This window comes from Nocardia aurantia, assembly GCF_009604425.1.
In the GTDB taxonomy this organism is placed as follows: domain Bacteria; phylum Actinomycetota; class Actinomycetes; order Mycobacteriales; family Mycobacteriaceae; genus Nocardia; species Nocardia aurantia.
In genome coordinates this window covers 61,840-88,230 of the sequence record NZ_WEGI01000009.1, presented here as the reverse complement: position 1 = coordinate 88,230, position 26,391 = coordinate 61,840, and the positions used below count along the sequence as shown (strand labels likewise).

At 69.8% G+C, this 26,391-nt stretch carries 21 protein-coding genes; 11 read left to right on the top strand and 10 right to left on the bottom strand.

Annotation, left to right across the window (positions count from 1 at the left end):
* Positions 1-3 precede the first annotated feature (3 nt).
* Entirely contained in the window at positions 4-1,083 is a 1,080-nt protein-coding gene (ychF, locus tag NRB56_RS20555; RefSeq protein WP_319943269.1) for a redox-regulated ATPase YchF, read from the top strand.
* Positions 1,084-1,109: 26 nt separating this feature from the next.
* Entirely contained in the window at positions 1,110-1,382 is a 273-nt protein-coding gene (locus tag NRB56_RS20550; protein WP_194290921.1) for a hypothetical protein, read from the top strand.
* A 21-nt stretch (positions 1,383-1,403) separates the two neighbouring features.
* Here the strand turns inward: NRB56_RS20550 and NRB56_RS20545 are convergent, their stop codons facing one another.
* From NRB56_RS20545 to NRB56_RS20530, 4 genes are all read right to left on the bottom strand, one after another.
* Positions 1,404-2,084, bottom strand: a complete 681-nt coding sequence (locus NRB56_RS20545; protein ID WP_153344649.1) for a respiratory nitrate reductase subunit gamma — start codon at positions 2,082-2,084, stop codon at positions 1,404-1,406.
* A gap of 98 nt (positions 2,085-2,182) precedes the next feature.
* On the bottom strand, positions 2,183-3,034 hold the full coding sequence (locus NRB56_RS20540; protein ID WP_153344647.1) for a carbohydrate ABC transporter permease: 852 nt from the start codon (positions 3,032-3,034) through the stop codon (positions 2,183-2,185).
* Entirely contained in the window at positions 3,031-3,879 is an 849-nt protein-coding gene (locus NRB56_RS20535; protein ID WP_227838121.1) for a carbohydrate ABC transporter permease, read from the bottom strand. The genes NRB56_RS20540 and NRB56_RS20535 overlap by 4 nt, the downstream gene beginning before the upstream one ends.
* 520 nt (positions 3,880-4,399) lie before the next feature.
* Positions 4,400-5,710: an ABC transporter substrate-binding protein gene (locus NRB56_RS20530; RefSeq protein ID WP_319943268.1), complete on the bottom strand. Its 1,311-nt coding sequence runs from the start codon at positions 5,708-5,710 to the stop codon at positions 4,400-4,402.
* 481 nt (positions 5,711-6,191) lie between these two features.
* Between NRB56_RS20530 and NRB56_RS20525 the strand changes: the two genes are divergently transcribed.
* The 3 genes from NRB56_RS20525 (at position 6,192) to NRB56_RS20515 (ending at position 10,426) form a co-directional block, all read left to right on the top strand.
* Positions 6,192-8,519, top strand: coding sequence for a carbon starvation CstA family protein (locus tag NRB56_RS20525; protein WP_153344645.1), 2,328 nt, complete (start codon positions 6,192-6,194; stop codon positions 8,517-8,519).
* 11 nt (positions 8,520-8,530) lie between these two features.
* Positions 8,531-8,758 (top strand): YbdD/YjiX family protein, encoded by a 228-nt coding sequence (locus NRB56_RS20520; RefSeq protein ID WP_153345151.1) that lies wholly within the window; start codon positions 8,531-8,533, stop codon positions 8,756-8,758.
* Positions 8,759-8,890: 132 nt separating this feature from the next.
* Positions 8,891-10,426 (top strand): AlkA N-terminal domain-containing protein, encoded by a 1,536-nt coding sequence (locus NRB56_RS20515; RefSeq protein WP_153344643.1) that lies wholly within the window; start codon positions 8,891-8,893, stop codon positions 10,424-10,426.
* A gap of 470 nt (positions 10,427-10,896) precedes the next feature.
* Here the strand turns inward: NRB56_RS20515 and NRB56_RS39785 are convergent, their stop codons facing one another.
* Both NRB56_RS39785 and NRB56_RS20500 read right to left on the bottom strand, forming a co-directional pair.
* Positions 10,897-15,237 (bottom strand): AAA family ATPase, encoded by a 4,341-nt coding sequence (locus NRB56_RS39785; protein WP_319943267.1) that lies wholly within the window; start codon positions 15,235-15,237, stop codon positions 10,897-10,899.
* Between the two features lie 34 nt (positions 15,238-15,271).
* Positions 15,272-16,453, bottom strand: a complete 1,182-nt coding sequence (locus NRB56_RS20500) for a metallophosphoesterase family protein (protein WP_153344641.1) — start codon at positions 16,451-16,453, stop codon at positions 15,272-15,274.
* Positions 16,454-16,625: 172 nt separating this feature from the next.
* On the opposite strand from NRB56_RS20500, the gene NRB56_RS20495 reads away from it, so the two are divergent.
* Both NRB56_RS20495 and NRB56_RS20490 read left to right on the top strand, forming a co-directional pair.
* Positions 16,626-17,804, top strand: a complete 1,179-nt coding sequence (locus NRB56_RS20495; protein WP_153344639.1) for a DNA recombination protein RmuC — start codon at positions 16,626-16,628, stop codon at positions 17,802-17,804.
* A 16-nt stretch (positions 17,805-17,820) separates the two neighbouring features.
* A complete protein-coding gene (locus NRB56_RS20490; protein ID WP_194290920.1) occupies positions 17,821-18,672 on the top strand; it encodes a DUF6542 domain-containing protein in 852 nt (283 codons plus the stop codon).
* A 6-nt stretch (positions 18,673-18,678) separates the two neighbouring features.
* Here NRB56_RS20490 and NRB56_RS20485 read toward each other — a convergent pair whose 3' ends face one another.
* Entirely contained in the window at positions 18,679-19,683 is a 1,005-nt protein-coding gene (locus NRB56_RS20485; protein WP_153344638.1) for a 4-hydroxy-3-methylbut-2-enyl diphosphate reductase, read from the bottom strand.
* A gap of 138 nt (positions 19,684-19,821) precedes the next feature.
* Here NRB56_RS20485 and NRB56_RS20480 point away from each other — a divergent pair, with 138 nt between their 5' ends.
* The 3 genes from NRB56_RS20480 (at position 19,822) to NRB56_RS20470 (ending at position 21,993) form a co-directional block, all read left to right on the top strand.
* Positions 19,822-20,457, top strand: coding sequence for a lipid droplet-associated protein (locus NRB56_RS20480; RefSeq protein ID WP_153344636.1), 636 nt, complete (start codon positions 19,822-19,824; stop codon positions 20,455-20,457).
* Positions 20,458-20,543: 86 nt separating this feature from the next.
* On the top strand, positions 20,544-21,779 hold the full coding sequence (gene xseA, locus NRB56_RS20475) for an exodeoxyribonuclease VII large subunit (protein WP_319943348.1): 1,236 nt from the start codon (positions 20,544-20,546) through the stop codon (positions 21,777-21,779).
* Positions 21,766-21,993, top strand: a complete 228-nt coding sequence (locus NRB56_RS20470; protein ID WP_153344634.1) for an exodeoxyribonuclease VII small subunit — start codon at positions 21,766-21,768, stop codon at positions 21,991-21,993. The genes xseA and NRB56_RS20470 overlap by 14 nt, the downstream gene beginning before the upstream one ends.
* Positions 21,994-22,022: 29 nt before the next feature.
* On the opposite strand, the gene NRB56_RS20465 is transcribed toward NRB56_RS20470, so the two are convergent.
* Positions 22,023-22,910, bottom strand: a complete 888-nt coding sequence (locus tag NRB56_RS20465; protein WP_153344632.1) for a phosphotransferase enzyme family protein — start codon at positions 22,908-22,910, stop codon at positions 22,023-22,025.
* 213 nt (positions 22,911-23,123) lie between these two features.
* A complete protein-coding gene (locus tag NRB56_RS20460; protein WP_153344630.1) occupies positions 23,124-24,026 on the bottom strand; it encodes a LysR family transcriptional regulator in 903 nt (300 codons plus the stop codon).
* Positions 24,027-24,103: 77 nt separating this feature from the next.
* Between NRB56_RS20460 and NRB56_RS20455 the strand changes: the two genes are divergently transcribed.
* Positions 24,104-25,495: an MFS transporter gene (locus tag NRB56_RS20455; protein ID WP_194290919.1), complete on the top strand. Its 1,392-nt coding sequence runs from the start codon at positions 24,104-24,106 to the stop codon at positions 25,493-25,495.
* A gap of 194 nt (positions 25,496-25,689) precedes the next feature.
* Here the strand turns inward: NRB56_RS20455 and NRB56_RS20450 are convergent, their stop codons facing one another.
* Positions 25,690-26,259: a DUF4245 domain-containing protein gene (locus NRB56_RS20450; RefSeq protein ID WP_319943266.1), complete on the bottom strand. Its 570-nt coding sequence runs from the start codon at positions 26,257-26,259 to the stop codon at positions 25,690-25,692.
* Positions 26,260-26,391 lie beyond the last annotated feature (132 nt).

Here is a 26,391-nt window from a genome sequence, read left to right as displayed (position 1 = left end):
CTCGTGAGTCTCACCCTCGGAATCGTCGGCCTTCCCAACGTCGGCAAGTCGACGCTGTTCAACGCGCTGACCCGCAACGACGTGCTCGCGGCGAACTATCCGTTCGCCACCATCGAGCCGAACGTCGGTGTGGTGCCGCTGCCCGATCCGAGGCTGGACAAGCTGGCGGAGATCTTCGGCTCCGCCCGGATCCTCCCCGCGACCGTGTCCTTCGTCGACATCGCGGGCATCGTGAAGGGCGCCTCCGAGGGCGCGGGCCTGGGCAACAAATTCCTCGCCAACATCCGCGAGGCCGACGCCATCTGCCAGGTGGTGCGCGTATTCGCCGACGACGACGTGGTCCACGTCGACGGCCGCGTCGACCCGCTCGCCGACATCGAGATCATCGAGACCGAGCTGATCCTCGCCGACCTCCAGACCCTGGAGAAAGCCGTCCCCCGCCTGGAGAAGGAAGCGAAGGTCAAGAAGGACCGCAAACCGGTCTTCGACGCCGCCAAGGCCGCCCAGGAGATCCTGAACAACGGCACCACCCTCTTCGCCGCCCGCGACCGCGTGGACGCCGACCTCCTCCGCGAACTCTCCCTCCTCACCCTGAAGCCCTTCCTCTACGTCTTCAACGCCGACGAATCGGTCCTTACCGACGCCCCCCGCGTCGCCGAGCTGACCGCCGCCGTAGCCCCCGCCGACGCCGTCTTCCTCGACGCGAAGGTCGAATCCGAACTCCTCGAACTCGACGAGGAATCGGCCCTGGAACTCCTGGAATCCATCGGCCAGACCGAACCCGGCCTGCACGCCCTGGCCCGTGCCGGCTTCCACACCCTAGGCCTCCAGACCTACCTCACCGCAGGCCCCAAGGAAGCCCGAGCCTGGACCATCCACCAGGGCGACACGGCCCCCAAGGCCGCCGGCGTCATCCACACCGACTTCGAACGCGGCTTCATCAAGGCCGAAATCGTCTCCTACACCGACCTCGTCGACGCCGGCTCGATGGCCGCCGCCCGCTCCGCCGGCAAGGTCCGGATGGAGGGCAAGGACTACATCATGTCCGACGGCGACGTGGTCGAGTTCCGCTTCAACGTGTAGACCCGGCGAACGAGATCGAGAATTCGATGACGCCTCGCACCGAGGTGACCACCCGGTGGCGGCCGGCATCGGGAGTCGGCTACGTGACGCGATTCGACGTGCAGACGTCCTGCCTCGACCGGTTCGAGGTACCTCAGGTGGGCGGACGGACGATCCTGGAGTACTGGATTCCGGCCGAGCAGCTCGAGGAGTTCAATGACCACATCGTGGGACAGATCGTGGAGGTCGCGCGCTTCGAACGGGTCGGCGGGAATGTCGTCGAAATCCCTGGCGGAGAGACGGATTCGGCGAAGCGGTGAGAGCGGATCCGACAGCGTCGATCAGGTAGCGGTCTTGGATCGTGAACCGAGGACGCGGGTGGCGGCACGATACAGGCGGCCGCACCAATAGATGATCGGGGCGGCGAGGGTGCCGGAGAGGCGGGTGTAGGGCCAGATGGCTATGAGGAGCATGACTATCAGGCCGCGGGCCTGGTAGGGGGTGGGGGCGGAGTGCATGTAGTCCGGGTGCGGGTGCAGGGTCAGCAGGGAGCGGAACCAGCGGAAAAGGGTTCCGGCGGTGCGGTATTCGCCGAGGTAGGAGTTCGAGCCGAACTGGATCAGCAGGCCGGACATCAGGGTGAAAATCAGTACGGGCACGGTCAAGCGGTCGACCGGGGACACCAGGCGGCGCGGGGTGCCGGCGATCATGTGCGGCACCGCGAGCAGGACCGCTCCGCTGACGGTCAGTGCCATGCCCAGCAGTTCCACCGCGATGACCGCCATGTGCGGGGCGCCGTAGGGCTGGGAACGCAACGTGGGGAACGCCATCACGAGTAGTCGGGTCACGATGACGAGGAGGATGCCGGTCCGGAACAGTGTGGCGCCGGTCCCCTCGATCCGTCGCGAACCGGCTGGGTGCCGATCGGATCCGAAACGGTCGCGCCGATAGCGCCAGACGTGGCCGGCCACGAAGAGCGCGAATGCGCTGTAGGGCACGACTACCCACAGGAAATACTTCATGGGGTTCTTTCCGTGTGCGGATGACGATTCACAGACTTGCAGACCGAGTGCGGATTGACAAGACAATCACGGTGGTTGCCCGGACATAGCTTTCCTCGTCAGCGACCACCCAGTCCGGACTGCGCGATGCCGCGGACGAAGGTCTTCTGCGCCACCGCGTAGACCAGCAGCAACGGGGTGAGAGCGAGCAGAGCCGCGGCCATCAGCAGTGACCAGTCGGTGTGATATTGGCCCTGTAGTTGCACCAAACCGAGGGTTGCGGTGGCGATCTCGGTACGCTGGATCATCACCAGCGGCCACAGGAAATCGTTCCAGACCGTGATCCAGGTGAGTACCGCCAGCACCGTGATCGCCGGGCGTGCGTGCGGGAGCAGAACTCGCCAATATATCTGCCAGGTCGTGCAGCCGTCCAGGATGGCGGCTTCCTCCAATTCGGCTGGGAGCGTGCGGAAGAACTGGCGCATCAGGTAGGTGCCGAAGGCGGAACCGAACAGGCCGGGCACGATCATCGCCCACGGCGTGTCCACCCAGCCGAGACGGCGCATCAGCACGAACTGCGGGATCACCGTGACCGTCAGCGGGACCATCAGGGTGGCCAGATAAGCCACGAACAGGGCCTCGCGGCCGGGAAATCGCAAGCGGGCGAACGCGTATCCGGCCAGGGAACAGAACAGGACCTGGCCGGCGGTGACGCACGCCGCGTAGCCGGCGGTGTTCAGCAGCATGCGGCCCAGCGGCACCACGGCGAAGACCCGGCCGTAGTTGGACCATTGCGGATGGGCGGGGATCGGGTTCGGATCGCTCACCGCGCCTTCGGTTTTCAGTGAGGCCGCCAGCGCCCACAGGATGGGCGCGACGGCGCACCAGCCGATCACGACCAGTGCCGCGTACGCGAGGGCGCCGTGCCACAGGCGCCGGATCGGTTCCCGGCGCGCCCGGCCCGACGTCATTCGATGTCCTCGTCCCGGCGCGCCAGCCACAACTGGACGAGGGTGAGCGCCAGCAGCAGTGCGAACATCACCCACGCCAGTGCGGCCGCGTAACCGATCTCGTAGAAGCCGAAAGCGTTCTGGAACAACATGATGCCGAGCACATAGGTACCCGTCTCCGGGCCGCCGTTGCCGTCGGTGAGGGCGTAGGCCTGGTCGAAGGCCTGGACCGAATTGATCACCGTGATCACCAGGACGAACGACAGCGCGCCGCGGATCAGCGGCACGGTGATCGAGCGGAATCGCCGCCACCGGCCCGCGCCGTCGATCCGCGCGGCCTCGTACAGATTCTCCGGGATGCCCTGCATGGCGGCGAGCAGGACCACGGTGGCGAACGGCACGCTCCGCCACACGGTGACGATGCTCAGCGCGGCCATGGCCGCGCCCGGATCACTCAGCCACGCAACGGGTTCCAGCCCGACCAAGCGTAGCAGCAGATTCACCGCGCCCGAGTCGGTGGCGAACAGGAATCGCCACACCACCGCCATCGCGACGGTGGACGCGACCAGCGGCAGGAAGGCCAGGGTCCGGAACAGGCCGATGCCCGGCAGCCGGCGATTCAGCGCGGCGGCGGTCAGGAGGCTGATCACCACCGTCGGCAGCAGCGTGAGGGCCGTGAACTCGCCGGTGTTGCGCAGCGCCACATAGAACAACGGGTCGCGCAGCAGTTGGCGATAGTTGTCGAAACCCGCGAAGTGCATGGGGCGGAACAGATCCCAGGAATGGAAACTGAGATACAGCGAGAAGCCGAGCGGGAACACCAGGAACAACAGCACCGAGGCGAGATTGGGTGCGACGAACAACATTCCGGCTCGCGCGCGATGGCGGCGCAGCGCGGCGGGCCGGCGGCGGCCGGTCCGGTCGCCCGGCGGCCGCGGCTCCGCTGGATCTCGCCCGGCCCCTGGATCTCGCCCGGCCCCGCTCATCTCGGCCCGGAAGCGCTCGCTGCGCTCGTGCGTACCGACCACGGGACAACCGGTCCCCGCAGCCCGGTCACGCACGAATGTGTCCCCCGGGACGCTGTCTCCAGCGGTTCCGCTTCGGACCGGTCCGGTCACACGCACCCCTTTCTGCCGGCGACCTGAGCACGTATGAATCCGACTGCGCCGCAGTATCTCTCAATCGTCCACGCCGACCTCGCGGCCATCGGCGCGCTGCCGGTCCGGGCGCCCGAGTACCCACGAATTCGACCGGGCTCCAGCGACTCCCGGCCGGACCGACATCGGCGGCGCCGATCACGCACGTGCATACCCCGGCCGGCGGCCGAGTTCGTGCGAATTCCCTTGCACGACTGTGGATGTCGATCGATTCGTACCCTCGGGCCGTTCACGGGCGCGCTCCCAGCAGCATGTCGATGTCCGGCGCCACGGCCCCGAGCGAATCCGCGCTCGCCGCACCGCGCAGGACCCGATTGCAGTGCCGGGCCAGCAACGCGTCCACCTTCCCCCATACCGGGGTGACCGCCAGCGGCCGGGAATGCTCCGGCCCTTCGGTGAACACCGCCAGATTGCCGATCCGGCGGTGCGCGGCCGCGAAACCGGCAGAGCCCATGGCGGACCGGAGAACCGGCACGAACAGTCCGGATTCGGCGATGAGCGCCTGGCCCTCCGGCCCGGTCGCGAATTTCACGAATTCCCAAGCGGTCTCCCGGTGCGGACTGTCGGCGGCGATGGCCAGGCCGGTACAGCCGACATCGGTGGCCGCGGCGGGGCCGCCGTGCGGGCCGACCGGCAGCACAGTGACGTCGAAGTCGAGATCGTCGCGCCGGGCGAATTCCGAATACAGCCAGTGCCCGCCGAGCAACATGGCCGCCCGGCCGCGCGCGAACAGATCCGGCGCCGCCATCGCCTGCCGGTCGGCGACGCTCGGCGCCACCCCGTGCCGCACCGCGAGATCGGCGTAGAACTGCATGCCCGCCGCGAACCGGGGATCGCCCAGATTCACATGCCGCACCGCGGGGTCGAACCAGGTTGCGCCGTTGTTCATTCCGAAGCAGGCGGCGGAGTAGTAGGGCACCCAGCCGTCCGCGAAACCCCAGTGCCGGACCCGGCCGTCGTTGTCGCGACGCGTGGTCGCCCGTGCGGCGGCGAGGAATTCGTCGTAGGTCCACGCCGCGCCCCAGCTGCCGGGTGGCCGAATTCCCGCCTCGGCGAACAGCTTCCGGTTGTAGTAGAGGAACACTCCCGACCACTGCTCCGGTAGCGCGTACTGCCCGCCGCGGTAGCCGAAGGTGTCGTAGAGCGTCGAATAGGACTCCGCGCGAATATGTTTCGCGTATTCCGGTTCGCGGTCCAGCATGATCCGCAGATCCAGCAGCACGCCCCGTTCGGCCAGCCCCGCGTACAGCAACTCCCAGGCCATCAGGACATCCGGGCAGCGGCCGCCCGCACAGTAGGTCAGCATCTGCTGCATCGGATCCGGGCCGGACATGATGGTGCGGATACGGATTCCGGGATGCCGGGCGGCGAACGCTTCGACGATCCGCAGGCGAGCCCGCGCCTCCGCCGGCCTGGCCTGAAAGAAGAAGGTGACCGCGTCGTCGGTCCCGCCGCCGCAGGCGGTCCCGAACGCGGCGGCCGCGGGTGCGGCGAGGGCCGACCGGAGCAGGGTGCGGCGGTGCAATCGCGACGCCAACACACCTCCTTCCGCCGGGGACCTGATGTACGGGACAGGGCGAGCTCGAACGCGGGAACCACAGAGCAGCGGGCCGCACCGCACACAGCCGGAAATCAGGTCCGGAGCTTACGGACCGTGGCCTGCGGCGCACTCCCGACACGCGGTCCGGTCCGACTCGTCCGGGTCGGCGCGATGGTCCGAATCCGGGTGGGCGCCGCCGCCCGGGAGCGAACGGCGGCAGCGTCGCCGAACCTGTCGGACCCCGATGGCATCATTCGTGCCGGGCACTGACAACCGGATATCCACCACACATCGTGACCTGCGTTTTCAGAGCAGCCGACCGCCGACGCCAGCGGGTTCCGGCCAGCTCGCTCGGGTAGGCGGCCCCTGCCCGAGGGCAATGTTCAGACTTGCTTAAGTCGGACCAATCGGTTTTCGCGCTCGGTTACGGTGTGACCGATTTCCGCAAGACCACGCACGACCACCAGGAGAGTTGCTCGCCATGGCGACCATCGAATACCTCCGGACGGACCCCGACCTACCCCCTGTGGGAGTCGCGGACCGTTCCCCGCTGTCCCCGGCGAAGAAGGGTATCTTCCTCGCCGTCGCGATCCTCGGCGCCGTCGCCTGGGCTGTGCTCGCGATCGCCCGCGGCGAGAATGTCAACGCCGTCTGGATCGTGCTGGCCGCGGTCTGCACCTACATCGTCGCGTACCAGTTCTACGCCCGGCTGATCGAATGGAAGATCACCAAACCGGACGACCGGACCGCGACTCCGGCCGAGGAGCTGGAGAACGGCAAGGACTACATGCCGATGGACCGGCGGGTCCTGTTCGGCCACCATTTCGCGGCCATCGCCGGCGCCGGGCCGCTGGTCGGTCCCGTGCTCGCCGCCCAGATGGGGTACCTGCCGGGCACGATCTGGATCGTCGTCGGCGTGGTCCTGGCCGGCGCGGTCCAGGACTACATGGTGCTGTGGGCCTCGGTGAAGCGCCGCGGCCGCAGCCTCGGCCAGATGGCCCGCGACGAGCTCGGCGTGGTCGGCGGCGTCGCCGCCCTCATCGCGGTGCTGGTCATCATGGTGATCCTGCTGGCGGTGCTCGGCATCGTCGTGGTGCAGGCACTGGCGGCCACCGCCGGCCCGGACGGGAAGCTGCACGGCGGCAGCCCGTGGGGCGTGTTCTCGATCGCGATGACCATCCCGCTGGCCATCCTGATGGGCATCTACCTGCGCTTCGTGCGGCCCGGCAAGGTCGGGGAGATCTCGATCGCCGGCTTCGCGCTGTTGCTGCTGATCATCATCTCGGGCCGCTGGGTCGGCGATTCCGGTTGGGGCCGTGATCTTTTCACCATGTCCGGCACCACCATCTCGTGGATGCTGATCATCTACGGCTTCGTCGCCTCGGTGCTCCCGGTCTGGCTGCTGCTCGCACCGCGCGACTATCTGTCGACGTTCATGAAGATCGGCACGATCGTGCTGCTCGCGGTCAGCGTCGTCATCACCGCACCGGTCCTGCACGCACCCGCGATCTCGCAGTTCGCCGGCAACTCCAGCGGTCCCGCGTTCGCGGGCAGCCTGTTCCCGTTCCTGTTCATCACGATCGCCTGCGGCGCGCTGTCCGGATTCCACTCGCTGGTGTCCTCGGGTACCACGCCGAAGCTGCTGCAGAAGCAGTCGCAGGCCCGCATGATCGGCTACGGCGGCATGCTGATGGAGTCCTTCGTCGCGGTGATGGCGATCATCGCCGCCTCGATCCTGGACCAGCACCTCTACTTCGCGATCAACACCGGCGGCCTCACCACCGCGCAGGCGGCCGCCGACAAGGTCAACACGCTGGGCCTCGGCGGCAATCCGATCAGCGCGGCCGAGCTGAACCAGGCCGCCAAGGACGTCGGCGAGACGGCCATCTACTCGCGTACCGGCGGCGCGCCCACCCTGGCGGTCGGCATGTCGGAGGTCATGCAGCGGTTGATCGGCGGGTCCGGGCTCAAGTCGTTCTGGTACCACTTCGCGATCATGTTCGAGGCGCTGTTCATCCTCACCACCATCGACGCCGGCACCCGGGTGGCCCGGTTCATGCTGTCGGACACGCTGGGCAACCTCGGTGGCCCGCTGCGGCGCTTCAAGGATCCGTCGTGGCGGCCGGGCGCCTGGCTGTGCGCGGCGATCGTGGTCGCGGGCTGGGGTTCGGTGCTGCTGATGGGCGTCACCGATCCGCTGGGCGGCATCTACACGCTGTATCCGCTGTTCGGCATCTCCAACCAGCTGCTGGCCGCGGTCGCGCTGACCGTCGTACTGGTGATCGTGGTGAAGAAGGGCCTGGTGAAATGGGCGTGGATCCCGGCGCTGCCGCTGCTGTGGGATCTGATCGTCACGATGACCGCCTCCTGGCAGAAGATCTTCTCGCACGACCCGAAGCTGGGTTACTGGAAGCTTCACTCCGACACCATCGCCAAGCGTGACGCGTTCACCGCCGCCCGCGACGCGCATCAACTACCCAAGGGCGTCACCAGTTTCCAGGCCCTCGACAAGCAGATCTCCGATTTCGGCAAGATCATTCGCAACACCTACATCCAGGGCACGCTGTCGATCGTCTTCGCGGTACTGGTCCTGCTGATCGCGGTGGTGGGCGTGATCGTCTGCGTCCGGGCCCTCCGCAACGGCGGCGGCGCCACCACCGAGACAGCGGAGGTTCCGTCGAAGATCTTCGGCCCCACCGGTTTCGCCGCCACCAAGGCCGAGCGGGAAGTGCAACAGGAGTGGGACGAGCTGGCGCGGGCCGGCAAGGTCCGGATTCCGGGCGCGGCGCACGCCGTGGCCGCGGAATGAGTTCGATGAACATGCGACCCGCGCGGTCCGACACGCTCGGCGGTCCACTCCGGACCGTCGTGCGCGCGGGCCGCGCGCTCGCGGGGTACCTCAACGCGGTTCTGGGCGGGCAGGATTACGCCAGATACGTCGAGCATCTCCGGCGCAACCACCCGGAATGCCCGGTCCCCACCGAACGCGAGTACTGGCGTGAGCGGCATGACGCGGCAGATCGCAATCCGACCAACCGCTGCTGCTGATTTCGCCGATATTCGGCAAGACGACCAGCACACCAGTAGCTACTGGTTTGATAGCTAAACCGAATTATATTTAAACGATAGGACCAGGGACAGATGACCGAATACCGCTAGCGCTCGGCGGCCGAGACTGACATGGTGGACTGCGTGAGTGCGAACGGTCTGGACTTCGAGCGCTGTTACCGTGCTGTAGCGACCCGTGACGCCCGCTTCGACGGGCAGTTCGTCACAGCGGTACGGACAACCGGGATCTACTGTCGGCCATCCTGTCCTGCTATCACTCCGAAACGCTCGAACGTCACGTTCCTACCCACGGCGGCCGCCGCCCAGCAGAGTGGGTTCCGCGCGTGCCGCCGCTGCCTCCCCGACGCCGCCCCCGGCTCCCCGCTGTGGAACACCCGCGCCGACCTCGCGGCCCGCGCGATGCGGCTCATCGCCGACGGCGTGATCGAGCGCGGCGGCGTGCCCGCGCTCGCCGACGCCCTCGGCTACTCGCAACGACAGCTCACCCGGGTGCTGTCCGCGGAACTCGGCGCCGGCCCGCTGGCCCTGGCCCGCGCGCACCGCGCCCATACCGCCCGGCTGCTGATCCAGACCACCCGAATGCCGATGTCCGATATCGCCTTCGCGGCCGGCTTCGCCAGCATCCGGCAGTTCAACGACACCGTGCGCGAGGTTTTCGCGGTCAGCCCCACCACCCTGCGGGAGGAGTCGCGGCGACTACGCGGCGACGCCATCCCCAACGGCAACGGCCCGAGCGTCAACGGCCTGCTGACGCTGCGGCTGCCCTATCGGGAACCTCTGGACCGGTCGTGGCTCGAATGGTTCCTGTCCGCGCACGCGGTACCCGGCCTCGAGCAGTGGGAGGACGGCGTCTACACACGGGCCCTGCGCACCCCGCACGGCTATGCGACGGTCCGGCTGCAGGTCCTGCCCGGTCATGTCCGCGCGGGCCTGACCCTGCACGACATGCGCGATCTGGCGCCGACGGTGGCACGGCTGCGGCATCTGCTCGACCTGGACGCCGATCCGGTCGGCATCGATGACGCCCTCGACGCCGGCAACCGCCGCGGACGTATGCCGTTCAGTCCCGGCATCCGGGTACCCGGATGCTTCGACGGCCCGGAGTTGTTGCTGCGCACCATGATCGGACAACAGATCTCGGTGTCGGCCGCGACCACCCACACCTCGCGCCTGGTCGAGACCCTCGGCGACCCCATCCCCGGCCCGATGCCGTACCTGTTCCCCTCCGCCGAGACCATCGCCGACCGCGGCGCCGACGTGCTGACCGGCCCGGTGCGGCGCACCGCCTCGATCCTCAACGTCGCCCGCGCCCTCGCCTCCGGCGATCTGGTGCTGCACTCCGGCCGCACGGCGGCCGACGTCCGCCGCGACCTGCTCGCCCTGGACGGCGTCGGACCGTGGACCGCCGACTACGTGACGATGCGCCTGCTCGCCGACCCCGACATCCTGCTGCACACCGACCTGGTGGTCCGCCGCGGCGCCGCCCTCTTCGGCATCGACCTCTCCGACACCGGCCGCTGGGCCCCCTGGCGGTCGTACCTGTCCATGCACATGTGGAAGCGTGCCCTCGCCGAACGCACCGCCCCCGCCCGCCTCGGCAGCCCCCCGATGATGAACCGGGGCATGCCACTGGCGGCTCGCCGCTGACGGGAGGAAACCGGGCGCCGGTGAACGTCGGTCGCGAACGACCACCGACGGCCTGCCCGAACAACCGCCGGAACAGCTCGACCGTGCCGAACCCGACGAACTGCTCGTCACGGCCCTGCGCCGATATCCACGCCGCCCAGCGCCTGATCGGAGGTCGTGGCCGGCAACCGGTTCCGCACGCCCGCTCCCGACGCCCACGAGCACGCCTCCCGGCGCGAGCAACTCCCTGCATCTGCGTACAGCACGTTCGCGGCATGATCACCAGGCAACGGCGTCATGATGCACGTGCGCGGCGGACGGCACCGATGTGGGTGGAAGGGTCCGGATGAGCGGGACGCCGGCACCGAACGCCGGGTGCCGGCGGAAGCATCGAAGTGCCCGCGCGCACGCGGACGACGATGGCGCACAGTGGAGTTCATCGCTTCCCACCGCCCATGGCTCCATCGAGCTCGGTTCGCTGTCGGGCCGGTTCAGGCCACCGTGGCGTGCAGATGGGAACCGGTCGGTGTGCGTACCACGTGGAGGCGGCTGGGGATGCGCTGGCGCATCTCGTCGACGTGGCTGACGATACCGACGACCCTTCCGCCGGAACGCAATTCGTCCAGGACGCCCATGACCGCGTCCAGGGTGTCGGCGTCGAGACTGCCGAAGCCCTCGTCGATGAACAGGGTGTCGAGTACCAGGCCGCCGGATTCGGCGGCCACCACGTCGGCGAGGCCGAGGGCCAGCGCCAGGGAGGCCATGAAGGTCTCGCCGCCGGACAGGGTTTTCGCGGGGCGGATCGCTCCGGTGTAGTCGTCGCGGATGTCCAGGCCGAGGCCGCCGCGCCGGCCGTGCGTACCGGCGGCGTCGGTGTGCACGAATTCGTAACGGCCACCGGACATCCGGCGCAGTCGGACCGATCCGGCGATCGCCACCTCTTCCAGTCGCGCGGCGAGTACGTAGGAGCGCAACGACATTCGGCGATTGTTCTCGCCGCGGCCGGCGACCACCTCCGCGAGGCCGGCCAGTTCCTCGTGGGCGCGTTGCATCGGGGCGATCCGGTCTACCGCGGCCCACAGCTGACCGCCGAGATCCTCCAGCAGGGTCACCCGCCGGGCGGCCTCCGCGTGGCCCGCGACGGCGGCGTCCAGCTCGGCCAGCGATCGTGCGACCAGCGCCTCGGCGGCGTCGGGGTCGCCAGGCGTGGCCGTGGCGGCGGCCTCGATGTCCGGCTCCGCCAGCACCGCTTCCGCGTAGGCGCGGGTGCGGTCGGCGGCGGCCAGTTCCTCGTCGATCGCCGCTTGCCGCTGCGGGGTCCGGGTGGCCGCGTCGACCACGCCCGCGTAGCCGCTCAGGACGGTGTAGTCGGGCTCGTTCGCGCCGGGCGCCACGACGGAGTCCGGTCCGGTGACCAGCTCCGCGGCCCGGCCGAGCTGCTCCACGCGGCGGGCCGCCGTCAGTAGTTGTTCCCGCGCGGCTGCCGACTCGGCCCGGGCCTCACGCAGTTCCGAGGCCTCCCGGACCAGGGCCTCCAGCCGGGCCCGGCGCCGTTCGACGGTGCCGTCGGCGCCGGCGGCCACCCGCAGCCGTTCGGTGAGTTCGGCCGAACGCCGATCCGCCGCCACGATGCCGGCGGCGACCGCCGTCGCCCGGCCTTCCAGTTCGCGCAGCTCGTCCTGCAGCCGCGTCTCCTCGCTGCGCAGACGTGCCCGTGCGACAGTCAGATCATCGGTGCGCGCGGCCGCGGTACGCGCGGCGTCGTGACGTTGCGTGATGTCGGTCAGCGCGACGGCCAGTTCGGCACGGTCGACGTCGCCGCCCCGCTCCACCAGCACCTCGATCTGCCGTTCCAGATCGGTCATACGTGCCAGCGCTCGATCACGGGTGTTCTCGGCGGCCCGCTCGGCCGCCACGGCCCGCTCCTCGTCCGCCTTGGTGGCCGCGTTCGATGTCGTGCTCGCCGGGGCCGGATGTTCCACCGAACCGCAGACGGCGCACGGTGTTCCGTCGTGCAGTGCCCCGGCCAACTCCGCGGCCATCCCCGCGAGGCGGCGCTCCCGCACATCGAGTGTGCGCTCCCGGGCGTCCACATGTGCCACCCGCGCGGCCTCGTACTCGATCCGCGCCGGCTCCGACTCGGCTCGGCGCTCGGCCAATTCGATCGCGGCGCGTGCCGCCGTGCGCAACCGTTCGCTCTCCGCGGACAATCCGGGCAGCGCCGCCAGCGCGTCCGAGGATTCCCGCAATCGCGTCTCGGCGGTCCGGATCTCCTCCGGCAGTTGCGCGTGCCGCTGCCCGCACCGCTGCACCCGCGCCGCGATCTTGTCCTGCTCTGCCCGCAGCTCGGCCAGTTCCGCGGCCAACCGCTCGGCCGACTCGGCATCCGCCCGTACCTCGTCCAGTGCCCCGATCTGCGCGGACCAGCGGGCGACGGCCACCACCAATCCGGAAACCCGCTCCCCGGCCGGCACCGAATCGTATTCGGCCGCAACCGGAGTCGATTCGCTCGAGCCGTCGGCCGACTGGCCCGGTGCGGATGCCCCGGACAGGTCCGGCATCCGGACGGCCGGGCTGTCGGACGCGGCATCGCTCTCTACCGGTAAGACCTCGACCGAGGACTCGATGGCAGCGCGGTACCCACCGGCGGCCTGTCCACCGCCCTGCTCGACGCGCTCGGCCGCGACGACGTCTCCGGGCCGCTGTCCCGACCCGGCGCGCTCACCGCCTGCGTCGCCGCCACCGGCTTCGACCGGACCGTTCTCGATGCCCTGAACGCCCGCGCTGCCGGCCGCAGCATCACTCGGCGCCCGAGCCGCCTCGACCGAAGTCTCGATGGCACCGGAACCAGTCTCGATGGCACCGGAACCGCTCCCGACCCCTGGCTCGACGGGCTCGTCCCGGGCGGCAGCCGCCGGTCCGCCGGTCCCGGATGCTACCGAATCGATTGCTGTATCCCATGTTTCATCGAACAGTGACGCGGCGTCATCGGCCTCGTCCTGCCCGCCGGTATCAGCCGACGCCGATTCGATCGAGACGGAGTCCACCGCGAACAGACCGGGTTCGTCCGCGCCGAGTTCCCAGACGAGCGGGGCATCATCGACCCGGCGGGGCCGGTCGTCGGCGGTACGACGGCTGTTCCTCCGTCCGCGCGTCGCCTTCTTCCGGCCGGGCACCTGCTGTTCGTCCGGCTCCGGATCCAGCGAAACTTGCTGCGCCGCAGTCGTATTACCGACGGAGTCATCGATCGCGACCGAGAAGAGTTCGAGTTCGACCACTCCCGAAGGCGCATCCGGCGATCGTGTTCCCGAGTGCCGTCCGTCTGTCGCATCTTCTGCCACACCCAGCGGAATGTTTTGGTCTACAGGTGATTTCGAGTCGCTTCCGAAATCACCGCCCCGTCCGTCCCTCAAGGGCTCGACGGACGAGTCCTCGATCGGAATCGCATGCTCGCGCACGCTCGAATCGGTCGCGCGAATCCCGGTAGATCCGGTCCCGGCCGACGATTCAGGATCTCCCGATGAATCCCGCTCGCCCGAAACACCGCTGCGATCATCGGATTTCGTACCGTCGACGTCTTCCCGAGCGACCATCGGGGTCGCGCGCACAGCGGACCTCGTGCCGCCCCCGGACGAAGCGGCAATTTTCCGCTCGGCGAGGAGGTCCGCGTTTGCCGATTCCTCGGCGACGAGAGCGGCGAGACCCGCGGCCAGGTCGGTGTCCGCGAGCTCGTGCTCGACCAGATCGGCGGCAGCCCAAGGTGTTCCGGAGAGTTCGGCGCTCGCCGGTTCGAGCAGGCGGGTGGCGAGGGTTTCGGCACGGCGGCGGGTCTCGTCGTGGTGCCGGCGATGGGTCAGCGCGGCGGCGCGAGCGTCACCGAGGGATGCGGCGACGGGCTCGGCGCGCCGCGCTCGATCCAGTTCGTCGCGCAGCGCGCTGCGGTGCGGTGCGGCGGCCCGATACGCCTCGAGCTGGGTGCGCGCGGCGGTGAGGCGGCGGTGCAGGTCGTGCAGCCGGCGCTGCTCCTCGGCAGCGGCCTGGGCCCGGCGCGACTCGGACCGGCAGCGTTCGAGTTCCGTCGCGGCGGCGGTGACAGTGGTGCGGGCCGTGTCCAGAAGCTGCTGCGACCAGTCGACCGACTCCAGCGGGCCCACGGTCTCGGTCGCGCTCAGCCCGGCGGCGACGCCGACCTGGGCGACGAGCCGGTCGATGTGCTGACGGTGGGTCTCCACCTCCGCAGCGCTCTCGCGGCGCCGGTTCGCCAGCCACTGTTCGGCGGTGCCGAAACGTTCGGTGTCGAACAGCTTTTCCAGCAGCCGTTCGCGATCCTCGTTGTCCGAGCGCAGGAATCGCGCGAAGTCGCCCTGTGGCAGCAATACCACCTGGAAGAACTGGTCGGCGCTCATGCCGAGCAGACGGTTCACCTCGTCGCCGATGTCCGGGATCCGGGACAGGTGCGGTCCGCGGCCGTCGAGCCATTCCAGTGTGGCGGTGGCGTTCTCGTCGGTCCAGCCGGTTCCGCGCTTCTTGGGGCGCCGGAACTCCGGCGTGCGGATCAGGCGCAACCGGCGCCCGCCGAGCGTCGCCTCCAGCGACACTTTGGGGGGTGTGTGCACGTCGGCGTGATCGGAGTGCAGCCGCTTGCTCTCGCCGCGGGCTCCGGGCACTCGGCCGTACAACGCGAACGCGATGGCATCCAGCACCGTCGTCTTGCCCGCGCCGGTCTGCCCGTGCAGCAGGAACAGCCCGTCGGCGCCGAGTTCGTCGAAGTCGACGACCGAGGTCTCGGCGAACGGGCCGAAGGCCGTCATCTCCAGCCGATGCAGTCTCACGCGCGCCCGCCCGGCGCACTCGAGCCCAGCCCGCTCATGCCGTCAGCCCTTCGACCAGCGAGGTGGCGGCCACCGCCTCGGCGGGACGCTCGGCGGTGGCGGTGGCCAGTGCGCGTTCCAGCCATCGCATCTCACCGGACGTGGGTGTGCCGCGGACGTCGCTGAGGAAGCTGTGCGCGATCTCGGCGTCGCGGCGGCCGTCCACGCGCTCGCGGTAGCGCAGTTCCGGATTGCCTTCCGGCCGTGTCCATTCCACGTGTACGGCGTGCGGGAAGCGGTCACGCAGCCGGCGCAGTCCGTCGACCGGGCGCGCGTGGTCGGTGAGCTGCGCGGATACGTAGTGATCCTCGGCCTCGGCGTGGGCGGGGTCGGTGAGCAGGCTGTCCAGCTCGCCGGTCAGCTGGGTCAGTCCGCGGACCGGCGGGATCTCGTGCCGCGTCACCTCTTTCAGGCCCGTACCGTCGAGCTCCAGCACCCACACCGCCTTGCGGTGCGAACGCTCGCCGAACGAGTACGGCAGCGGGGAACCGCTGTACCGCACCGATTCCGACAGCACCTGCGGTGAATGCAGGTGTCCCAGAGCGACATAGTCGATACCGTCGAACGCGCCGAGCGGCACCGTCTCCACGCCGCCGACGGAGATGGAGCGCTCCGAGCCGGTCGCCTCGCCACCCACCACGAACGCGTGCGCGAGGACCACCGAGCGCGGATTGCCGCGGCGGCCGAGGTCGGCGCGGATCCGCGTCATCGCGGCGGCCAGGATGTCCGCGTGCGAGCGGGCCTGCGGCACCCGCAGTTCCACCCGGGTGATCTCCGGCTCCAGATACGGGAGGCCGTAGCAGGCGATCTCGCCGAACTCGTCGGACAGCAGCACGGGCCGGTCGACATCCGCCACCGTGGTGCGCAGGTGCAGCCCGCCCGCGGCGGCGAAACTGCCCAGCGCGCCGAGGCGGGTCGGCGAATCGTGATTGCCCGACGTGGCGACGATCACCGCGCCCGCGGCCCGGATCGCCTCGAAACCGCGATTGCACACGGCGATGGCCTCCGCGCCGGGAATCGAACGGTCGTACACGTCACCGGGTACCAGCACCACATCGACGTGCTGCTCGGCCACGATCGCGGCGATGTGTTCCAGCGAACGTGCCTGGTCCACAAGCAGATCCACGCCGTGGAAGGTACGGCCGATATGCCAGTCCGACGTGTGCAGCATCCGCATGCCGCGAAACCGTAGGCGATGCCACCGACAATTTCGAAACCGGCACTCCGCGCTGTCCCAATTGCGACCCCGATTACGATGCGCGCTCCGCGCCACCGGTTTCGGCGAATCGCGTGGCCGACGCCGGAGGGTTGCCGGAACTTGTCGGAGGGATGGGGCACTATCTGCACCCATGACCGCACCGATGCTGTTCGCGCTGCTGTTGGTGTTCACTGCCGGGCTGGGCCTCGGGTGGCTGGGGCATGCCGCGCGGGCGGGTCAGCGGGCGGCGGTCGCGGAGGCCCGGCTGTCGGCGTTGCGGGACAACGAACTGGTGCTGCGGCAGTCGTTGAGTGTGGCCGGGGAGGACGCCGCGCGGCGCAACGCGCTCGCGATCGGCGGGCTGGTGGATCCGTTGCGAGAGGCCCTGGGAGCGCTGGACCAGCAGTTGCGGCGGCTGGAGCACAACCGGATCGACGCGTATTCGGGGCTGCGCGAACAGGTCGCGAGCATGCGGCAGGTCTCGCAGCAGCTGTCGGCGCAGACCGGGCAGCTGGTGTCGGCGTTGCGGGCGCCGCAGGTCCGCGGCCGCTGGGGCGAGATCCAGTTGGAGCGGGTGGTCGAGCTCGCGGGCATGTCGCGGCACTGTGATTTCGACACCCAGGTGACCCGCGCGGGCCGCGACGCCGGTGTGCGGCCCGATCTGGTCGTGCGGCTCGCCGGCGGGCGGCAGATCGTGGTCGATGCCAAGGTTCCGCTGACCGCCTATCTCGACGCCATGGGTGGTGAAGATCCGCGGGCCCGCGCCGATCACCTCGCCCGGCACGCCAAACATCTTCGCGGCCATGTCGATCAGCTGGCCGACAAGACCTATTGGGCGGCCTTCGAACAATCCCCCGAATTCGTGGTGCTGTTCGTCCCGGGCGACCCGTTCCTCGACGCCGCGCTGACCGCCGACGCGGGGCTGCTGGAGTACGCCTTCGGCCGGAATGTGATCCTCGCTACTCCGACCACGCTCATCGCGCTGTTGCGCACGGTCGCCTACGGCTGGCGGCAGGAGGCCCTGTCCCGCGATGTGGCTACCATTCAGCAATTGGGCCGGGAACTGTACGCGCGGCTGAACACGACCGGCAGCCATCTGGATCGGCTCGGCGCGCAGCTGGGAAAGGCCGTGGAGGCGTTCAATCAGACGGTGGCCACCGTGGAGTCGCGCGTCATGGTCACCGCCCGCCGGTTGCACGACCTCGACATCGGCGATCGGGAGGTCTCGGTGATCCGGCACATCGAGTCGTGGCCGCGCGCGGTGGCGGTCGCCGAAACCGGGGATCGACCAGCGGATCCGCCCGGCCTCGACGCATGCTCGGTCCGCTAGCGATAGTGTGCTTTACGTGGCAGCTATCCAACGCGAGCGATCCGAGGTGCCCGCATCACACCGCTCGATCATTCCCGCGGTGCCCGGCCTGCCGGCCGGCGCGGCGGTTCTGGTGGCGGTGTTCTGCACACTCGTGGGCTTCTTCATCGATGCCGGCGGCCACCGCAAGGAACTGAGCACGATCTTCGCCGGCTGCTATATCGCGGGCTGCCTGCTGACCGCGCTGCTGGTGCGCTACCGCGGCCTGTTCACCGCCATGGTGACGCCGCCGCTGCTGCTGTTCGTGGCGGTCCCGCTCGCCTACCAGCAACTGGTGGGCCACGGTTCGACCTCCAAGAAGGACATCATTCTCAACCTGGCGATTCCGCTGGTGAATCGCTTCCCGCTGATGGCCCTGGCCACCGTGCTGACCCTGGCGGTCGGCGGCGTGCGGGTGTTGCTGGATCGGCGCGAAACGCCGCGCGCGAGCGCCGGGCGCGCCCGCAAGAGCACCACGGCCAAGCCCCGGGCGGGTGCGAGCGCCGGTCGCACCGAACGTGGTCGCACCGCCGCGAAGGGTGCCACCGGTGGCTCCGGACGCCGCCGGGCGGCGCGTTCCGCGACCGGATCGGGCGGCGCGGAGGCCCCGGCCAAATCGCGGCGCGGCAGTGCCGAACGGGGCGCCGAGCGGACAACACGAGTCAATCCGGGAGCGGGTTACCCGCGGACCACCGATCGGACCGCGGCCGACCGCAATACGCCGGACCGGGCCGCCGGTGAGCAGCCGCAACGCCGCGGTCGTGGCCAGCACAGCGGCGACGTCCCGCCGCACCCGCGCCCGAACGTCCGCTACCGCGAACGCGACGCCGGTCGGGTCGTCGACCGCTGACGACGGTCAGCCGCGCGCGGCGCGCAGTTCCCGGGGAAGGGAGAAAACCAGCGTCTCGTTGGCGGTGGTGACCGGCTGCACATCGGCGTAACCGTGCTCGGCGAGCAGATCCAGCACCCCGCGGACCAGGATCTCGGGCACCGAGGCGCCCGAGGTGACACCGACCGTGCGCACGCCCTCGAACCAGGCCGGCTCGACCTCACGGGCGAAGTCGACCAGATAGGAAGCCCGGGCGCCGGCGCCGAGCGCGACCTCGACCAGCCGCTTGGAGTTGGAGGAGTTGCGCGAGCCGACCACGATCACCAGATCGCATTCGGGGGCCATCGCCTTCACCGCGATCTGCCGGTTCTGGGTGGCATAGCAGATGTCGTCGCTGGGCGGATCCTGCAACTTCGGGAAGCGCTCCCGCAATCGCTGCACGGTCTCCATGGTCTCGTCCACCGAGAGTGTGGTCTGCGACAGCCAGATCACCTTGTTCTCGTCGCGGACGGTGACATTCACCACCGAGTCGGGACCGTCGACCAACTGGACGTGGTCGGGCGCCTCGCCCGCGGTGCCCTCGACCTCCTCGTGGCCCTCGTGGCCGATGAGCAGGATGTCGAAGTCGTCGCGGGCGAATCGCTTGGCCTCCTGGTGCACCTTGGTGACCAGCGGGCAGGTGGCGTCGATGGTGTGCAGATTGCGGACCGCCGCCGCCTCGTGCACCGCGGGCGAGACGCCGTGCGCGGAGAACACCACGACCGCGCCCTCCGGCACCTCGCCGGTGTCGTCCACGAAGACGACGCCGCGGTCACGCAGCGTCTCCACGACGTGGCGGTTGTGCACGATCTCCTTGCGCACGTAGATCGGCGCGCCGTGCTTGTCGAGCGCGCGCTCCACCGTCTCGACCGCGCGGTCCACGCCCGCGCAGTAGCCGCGCGGCTCGGCGAGCAGGACCCGCTTCGCCGAGCCGACCGTGGCCGAACCCGCCGACCGGGTGATTCCGACGTTCAAGGGGATTGCCGAGGACATGCCCACAGCTTACGTGCGCCCCAGGGAACCCACTCGGCCCGGTCACGAACGCATTCCCCGTGGTCGGGCGTGGCAAGGTACAGTGCCGCGGCCGTCGGCGGTGTCGTCAGCCGGCAGCGGCGCGGTTAGCCTTAGGGCATGTTCCGACCGCCGTTCATCGCCCGGGTCGCTGCGGGGGCCGCTGTCTACGCCCTCGAGGAAACCCGTCGATTACCAAGCGTGGCACTGAGTTTGCCGATCACCGCCGTCAGCCGGGTGCTGCAGACGACGATGCGCGCGCAGCAGTTCGTGACCACCCTCGCCCTGAAGGGCGACGCCGTATTCGAGCAGTTCGCCGGCAACGGCGCCGAGCAGCCGGAATGGGCCACCTTCGACGAGGACGCGGCGGACGACGGAGCCGTCACCACCGCCGAACCGGTCCGGCGCAGCCGTTTCGACCTGTATTCGGCGGATCCCGAGCCGGCGTCCTGGATCGATGACGCCGCCGCCGACACGAACGGTGACGTGGCCGACGACACTCCCGGCGCCCCCGCCGATCCGGAACCCCACGGCGCCAACGGCAGCGCCCCGGCCGAGCCGCGCGCCGAGACCGCGCCCGAGGTCGTCGCCCGCTACGACTACGACACCATGACCCTGGCCCAGTTGCGGGCCCGGTTGCGCACGCTGGGCGTCGAGGAGTTGACGGAACTGCTGGCGTACGAGCAGCGCACGCTGGACCGCGCGCCGTTCGTGACCATGCTGACCAACCGGATCGCCACCGTGACGGCGCAGTGACCGATACGGATGCCGCGGCGAGCGGCGCGGGGCAGCGGCCCGCCGACGCCGGCCGGCCGGCCAATTCGGCGGACAATCCGTGGCCGGTGCGCTCCCTCGCGATCAAGGTCTCGCAGTGGATCGACCGGCTCGGCAGTGTCTGGGTCGAGGGGCAGATCACCCAGATCTCGCTGCGGCCGGGCGCCCGGACCGCGTTCCTGGTGCTGCGCGATCCCGCCGCGGACATGTCGCTGTCGGTGACCTGCGAGGCGGATCTGCTGCGGCGGTCGGCGGTGCCGTTGCAGGAGGGCACCCGGGTCGTGGTGTACGGGAAATTCACCTACTTCACCGGCCGGGGCACGATCTCGTTGCGGGTCACCGAGATTCGGCCCGTCGGGATCGGCGAACTGCTGGCGCGCATCGAGCGGTTGAAGGCGCTGCTGGCCGCCGAGGGCTTGTTCGACCCTCGGCTCAAGCGGCCGATCCCGTTCCTGCCGGGGACGATCGGGCTGATCACCGGTCGCGCGAGCGCCGCGGAACGGGACGTGCTGTCGGTGGCCCGGCAGCGTTGGCCCGCAGTGCGATTCGAGGTCCGCAACACCGCCGTCCAGGGTCCGACCGCGGTGCCGCAGATCCTGGACGCGCTGACCGAGCTGGATCGCGACCCGGAGGTGGACGTGATCGTGCTGGCCCGCGGCGGCGGCAGTGTCGAGGATCTGCTGCCGTTCTCCGACGAGACCCTGTGCCGCGCCATCGTTTCCGCGACAACTCCGATCGTCAGCGCCATCGGGCACGAACCGGACAACCCGCTGTCGGACTACGTGGCGGATCTGCGCGCGGCCACCCCCACCGACGCCGCGAAACGCATCGTGCCGGACGCGGCGGCCGAACTGGCGTCGGTGCGGGAGCTGCGGAACCGCTCGGCGGCGGCGCTGCGCGGCTGGGTGGCGCGCGAGGCGCGCGCCCTGCAGCAGATGCGGTCCCGGCCGGTGCTCGCCGATCCGCTGCGGATGCTGGACCAGCGCTACGACGAGGCCGAACGGCTGCGCGCGGCGGCCCGCCGGGCGATCGACCACGCCCTGGCCGCCGAGTCGACGACCACCCGCCATCTGCGCGAGAAGCTCACCGCCGTCGGACCCGCCGCCACTCTGGCCCGCGGATACGCTGTGGTACAACGGGTTTCGGGCCAGGAACGGCACGTCATCCACGCTGTCGCCGACGCTCCGCCCGGCAGCCAGCTGCGCATCCGGGTCGTCGACGGCGCGGTGACCGCCGCCACCCTCGGCGGGCAACTGCTCGCCCCCACCGACCGATCGAAGGAGCCGTCCGATGACCGCCAGTGATCTCACCGAAATCGCCGGCTTCGGCTACGAACGCGCCCGCGACGAGCTGGTCAACGTGGTGAAGATGCTGGAACAGGGCGGCATGGACCTCGACGACGCCCTGTCCCTGTGGGAACGCGGTGAGGCACTGGCCAACCGCTGCGAGGAACACCTCGCCGGCGCCCGCCGCCGCGTGGAGGACGCGCTCTCCCGCCGCGACGCCGACGGCGAATGAGGTTGCGGAGCACTACCGTAGGGGATCCGTCAGGCCGCGACCCAGCTCAGGGTCCGCAGCAACCGGCTGTGCACGATGCGCCAGGGATCCGGACCGAGATCGTGTTCCGCGAGCATCTCCACCATCCGCACGACCTGTAGTGCCCGAATGCGCGGCAGCAGACCGGGTTCCGACGGATCGATACCCGCACCGTCGAGAAAGGCGGGCCAGGCGGCGGCGAACGATTCGGCCTGCGCGAAACTCACCGACCACGCCCACCAGGCGACGTCGTACAGCGGGTCGGCTCGCCGAACCTCATCGAAATCCAGTACCCCGCCGACTTTTTCACCGTCGGCCAGGATGTTGCCCGGTACGAAGTCACCGTGTGCCAGTACGGCCGGCCGGTCCTCGAACAGGTCCGGTAATCCGGCCAGCACGGTCTGTAATTCGCTGTACTGTGCGGGACTCAGCGTCGGCAGCAGGCATTCCGCCCAGGCGTCGGCACGAGCGGCGAGGAATCGTGGCCGCGTCCAGGTCTCGTCGAGATTCAGGTCTTCGCAGGGCAATTCGGCGAAATCGGACAGCATCGCGCCCATTTCCCACGCGAGCACCGGGAATCGCGGGCTGTCCAGTTCGTCGTCGACCGGCATTCCGGGCAGTGCGTCGAAGACGCTCCAGGTCGGATCCGATTCCGGGCTCGACCGGGTGACGCGTGGCATCTCGATGCCCTCCGCCGCGGCCCGCGCCCGCAGCGTGGTGGCGAGCCATTCGTGTCGCCGGACATCCGCTCGCCGGTAGTGCCGGCGCACCATGGCCCGGCGACCGTCCGCGAGCGCCAGCAGATCGGTGCGACTGCGAAACCCGGATTCTGTCGACGCCACGCCGACGATCCGGCGCCCGAGCAGCACCTCCAACCAACCGAACTCCCCACGATTCACTCGCAGAGAGTATCTTCCGGCCCCTCGGCACACAGCCACACGGTCGGATTGCCCTGCGATTGCCAAACCCGCCCAACGCGACCGTGATCGCCACGGCACCGGAAATATCCGGTTCGCCGGTCCGTCCGGGACGAGCGCCGCTGTTGCGGCCCCGGACTCGCTACTCGAAGGCGCCACGCGACCCGAAGGCGCGCGGACGATCCGCCGGCGCCCTCACAACCCGCCGGGCGCGCGGCCGTCCTCGATCGCGGCGAAGCGCTCGGCCGCCATATCCCGGAAACGCTGGGCCGACAACGGAAGATAGGCGCCCTCCCGCCAGTACAGCGACAACGTGCGGCTACAGTCCGGCGCGTCGACGTGCAGCCAGGACACCCGTGCCCCAGGCGACGGCCGCGCCATCGCGGGCAGCAGCCCGACCCCCAATCCGAGAGCGACCAGGCCGCGCAGCGAGGCCGGTTCGTCTCCCTCACAAGCGATCACGGGTTGCCGGCCGGTCGGCGCGAACAGCCGGTCCAGCAGTGTCCGTGGCCAGTAGTCGGGCCCGGTGGTGACGAACGGCTCGGAGAGCAACTCCGACACCGGGACTCGGCGCCGCCGCGCCAGCCGGTGCCCGGGCGGCACGGCGAGCAGCACCTCCTCGGTGATCAGATCCCGGCCCGCGATACCGGGCCGGTCGAGACGCTGGGACAGCACCGCGAGATCCACCGTGCCGGCCTGCAACCGGGTCGCCGTCTCCTCGGGTGAGCACTGCGACAACCGCACGGCCACATCGGGATACGCGGCGAGATAACTGCCGAGCACGGTACGCAGCACCGCCAGATTCTCGGCGGCGACCACCACGGAGCCGCAGCCGCTGCCCGCCAGATCGGCCAATTCGGTACGGGCGTCGTCGAGTTCGCCGAGGGCCCGGTCGACCCGCGCCAGGAAGGCCGCACCGAAGCGGTTGAGCCGGATCCCGCGGCCCTGCCGGTCGAACAGTGGCACGCCCAGGTCGGCCTCCAGCCGGGCGATGGTCCGGCTCAGCGAGGGCTGCGCCACCCGCAGTTGCGTCGCGGCGCGGCCGAGGTGCTCGGTGCGAGCGACGGCCCGGAAGTAGCGCAACTGCAGCAGGTCCATATTCATAACTCTAGAGGCATCGATCGATAGCACTATTGGTCATGGACGGCATCACTCACCGCCTCTACCGTCCCGTTGTGACCTCTGTACCTCTCGCGGACACCCGTGCGCACACCGCCGACCGGCTCACGCTGGCGGCGGTGACCGGCGGGCAGTTCCTGGCCGTGCTGTCGAGTACGGCGGTTGGCGTGGCACTGCCGACCATCGGGCACGACCTGGGCAGCGGACCCACCACCGCCGAGTGGATCGTCAACGCCTACGTGCTGGTCTACGCCAGCCTGATGGTCGCCGGCGGCGGCCTCGGCGACCGGTACGGCCGCAAGGGCGCGTTCCTGCTCGGCGTGACGATGTTCGGAGTCGGCGCGCTGATCGCCGGGCTGGCGCCGTCGGTGCCGATCCTGTTGGCGGGCAGGGTGATCCAGGGCCTGGGTCCGGCGCTGCTGGTGCCCAGCAGTCTCGCGATCGTGCGGGCCACCTTCCACGACGAGCGGCAGCGCGCGGTGGCGATCGGATTGTGGTCGACCAGTTCGGGATTGGGGATGGCGATCGGGCCGGTGGTCGGCGGCATCGTGGTCGCCGAATTCGGCTGGCGCTGGGTGCTGCTGCTCAACGTGCCGCTGGCGGCGGTGGTGGTCGGGGCCGCCGCGCTGGCCGTGCCGCGACTACCGCGCGCCGCGGCGGAGCACGGCTTCGATTGGGTCGCGGCACCGTTGACGACGGTGGCGATCGGGGCGCTGGCGTTCGGATTGATCGAGGGCCAGCAGTACGGCTGGAGTTCCACACCGGCCTTGTCGGCGTTCGTCCTCGCGGCCGCGACCGCGGTGGCCTTCCTGGCCTGGGAGCGGCGGCGGGCCGAACCGCTGGTCGACATCGGGCTGTTCCGCAATCCGGCCTTCGCGGCCGCGAATCTGGCGGGGCTGGTGGTGTTCTTCGCCTTCATCGGCCTGGTGGTCTATCTCAGCGCGTATTTCCAACAGCTGCAAGGACATTCGGCGATCCGAGCGGGTTTCGACGTCTGCGCGATCGGGGTGGCCTTCGCACTGGCGGCACCGATCTCGGGACGACTGGTCGGCCGGTTCGGTCCTCGGCCGCCGATGGTGGCGGGGCTGCTGCTCGGCGGCGCCGCGGTGCTGGGACTGCTACGGCTGCAACAGGATACGAGCCTCGGCTCGATCTGGTGGATCCTCGCGCTGGGCGGCTTCGGCATCGGCCTGTCGCTGACCCCGATGACCGCGACCGCGGTCGCGGCGGTGCAGCAGCACCGCACCGGCATGGCTTCGGCAGTACACAACGCGTTGCGTCAGGTCGGGCAGGTGCTCGGTGTCGCGGTCCTCGGCGCGCTCGCCTACCAGGGCTCCGGACTGGGCATCGACGGCCTGCACCATGCCTTCGCACTGGCGGGAATCACCATGCTGCTCACCGCATTCGTGGCCGCGGTGGCCCTGCGCGCCGCTCCACGGCCCGAGTAGCCGGAACGCGCCCGCAACACGGCGCCCGGCCGAGACCACCGATCCGAGCCTCGCGGAAACCACAGCCCTCGACCGGGACCTCTCGGCGCCCTACGGTAACCACGAGCACGATGCGAACTCTCCACGGGTCGGCCGCACAACGCTCCGACGGGGTACGAGCCCGTGGCCGTGCCGCGGCACCACCGCGGTCGGCGTTACTTCGCCGGAAGTGGTTGCGCCGCATCCACGGCGTTGGCGAGCGTGTTGAACGCCGCGCTGTCGCCCGCACCCTTGATCAGCACTCGGACGGTCCCGAAATCGGTGACCCAGGCGGGCTCACTGCCCGCCTGGTGGTAGACCGCCCAGGTGCGGTCGCCCAATTGCTGGGTGCCGCTGGGCCGCCGGGCGCCCTCGACATGCCCGGCCACCACATCCGAGGTCGCGTTCGACTGGGTGAGCTGCATGTAGGTGCCCTGCGGTGTGATGAATCCCACCGTGCTCACCTCTCCCCCACCGGCGCCCGCCACGGTGTCGCGGCTGCCGGAATTCGGCTTCCAGCCCGCGGGCAGTGCCGGATTGCGCACCGGGAACGGCAAGGTGTGCGCATCGGACTTCAAGGCGTCGTTCACGTCGAAGGACGGCACGTTGCCGGCGGTCGGCCCGTGTGTCGAGAAGCTGCACTGGCTGGCCACGGCCGCGAACACCACGCAGATCAGCACCAGCGGGATCAGCGACCAGACCAGGTCCCGGTAGTCGTGCTGAGTGCGGGGTTTCTGGTAGGACACAGCCCCAGTATCCACGCCGTTGCCGCCCCGGCCGCACACCCCTCCCGCACGCGCGCATCCCCTCCCGCCGGGTCCCGGTACCTGAGCAGGTGATCAACCGCCGGGGGCTCTCTGCGACAATTCGGTCAGCGA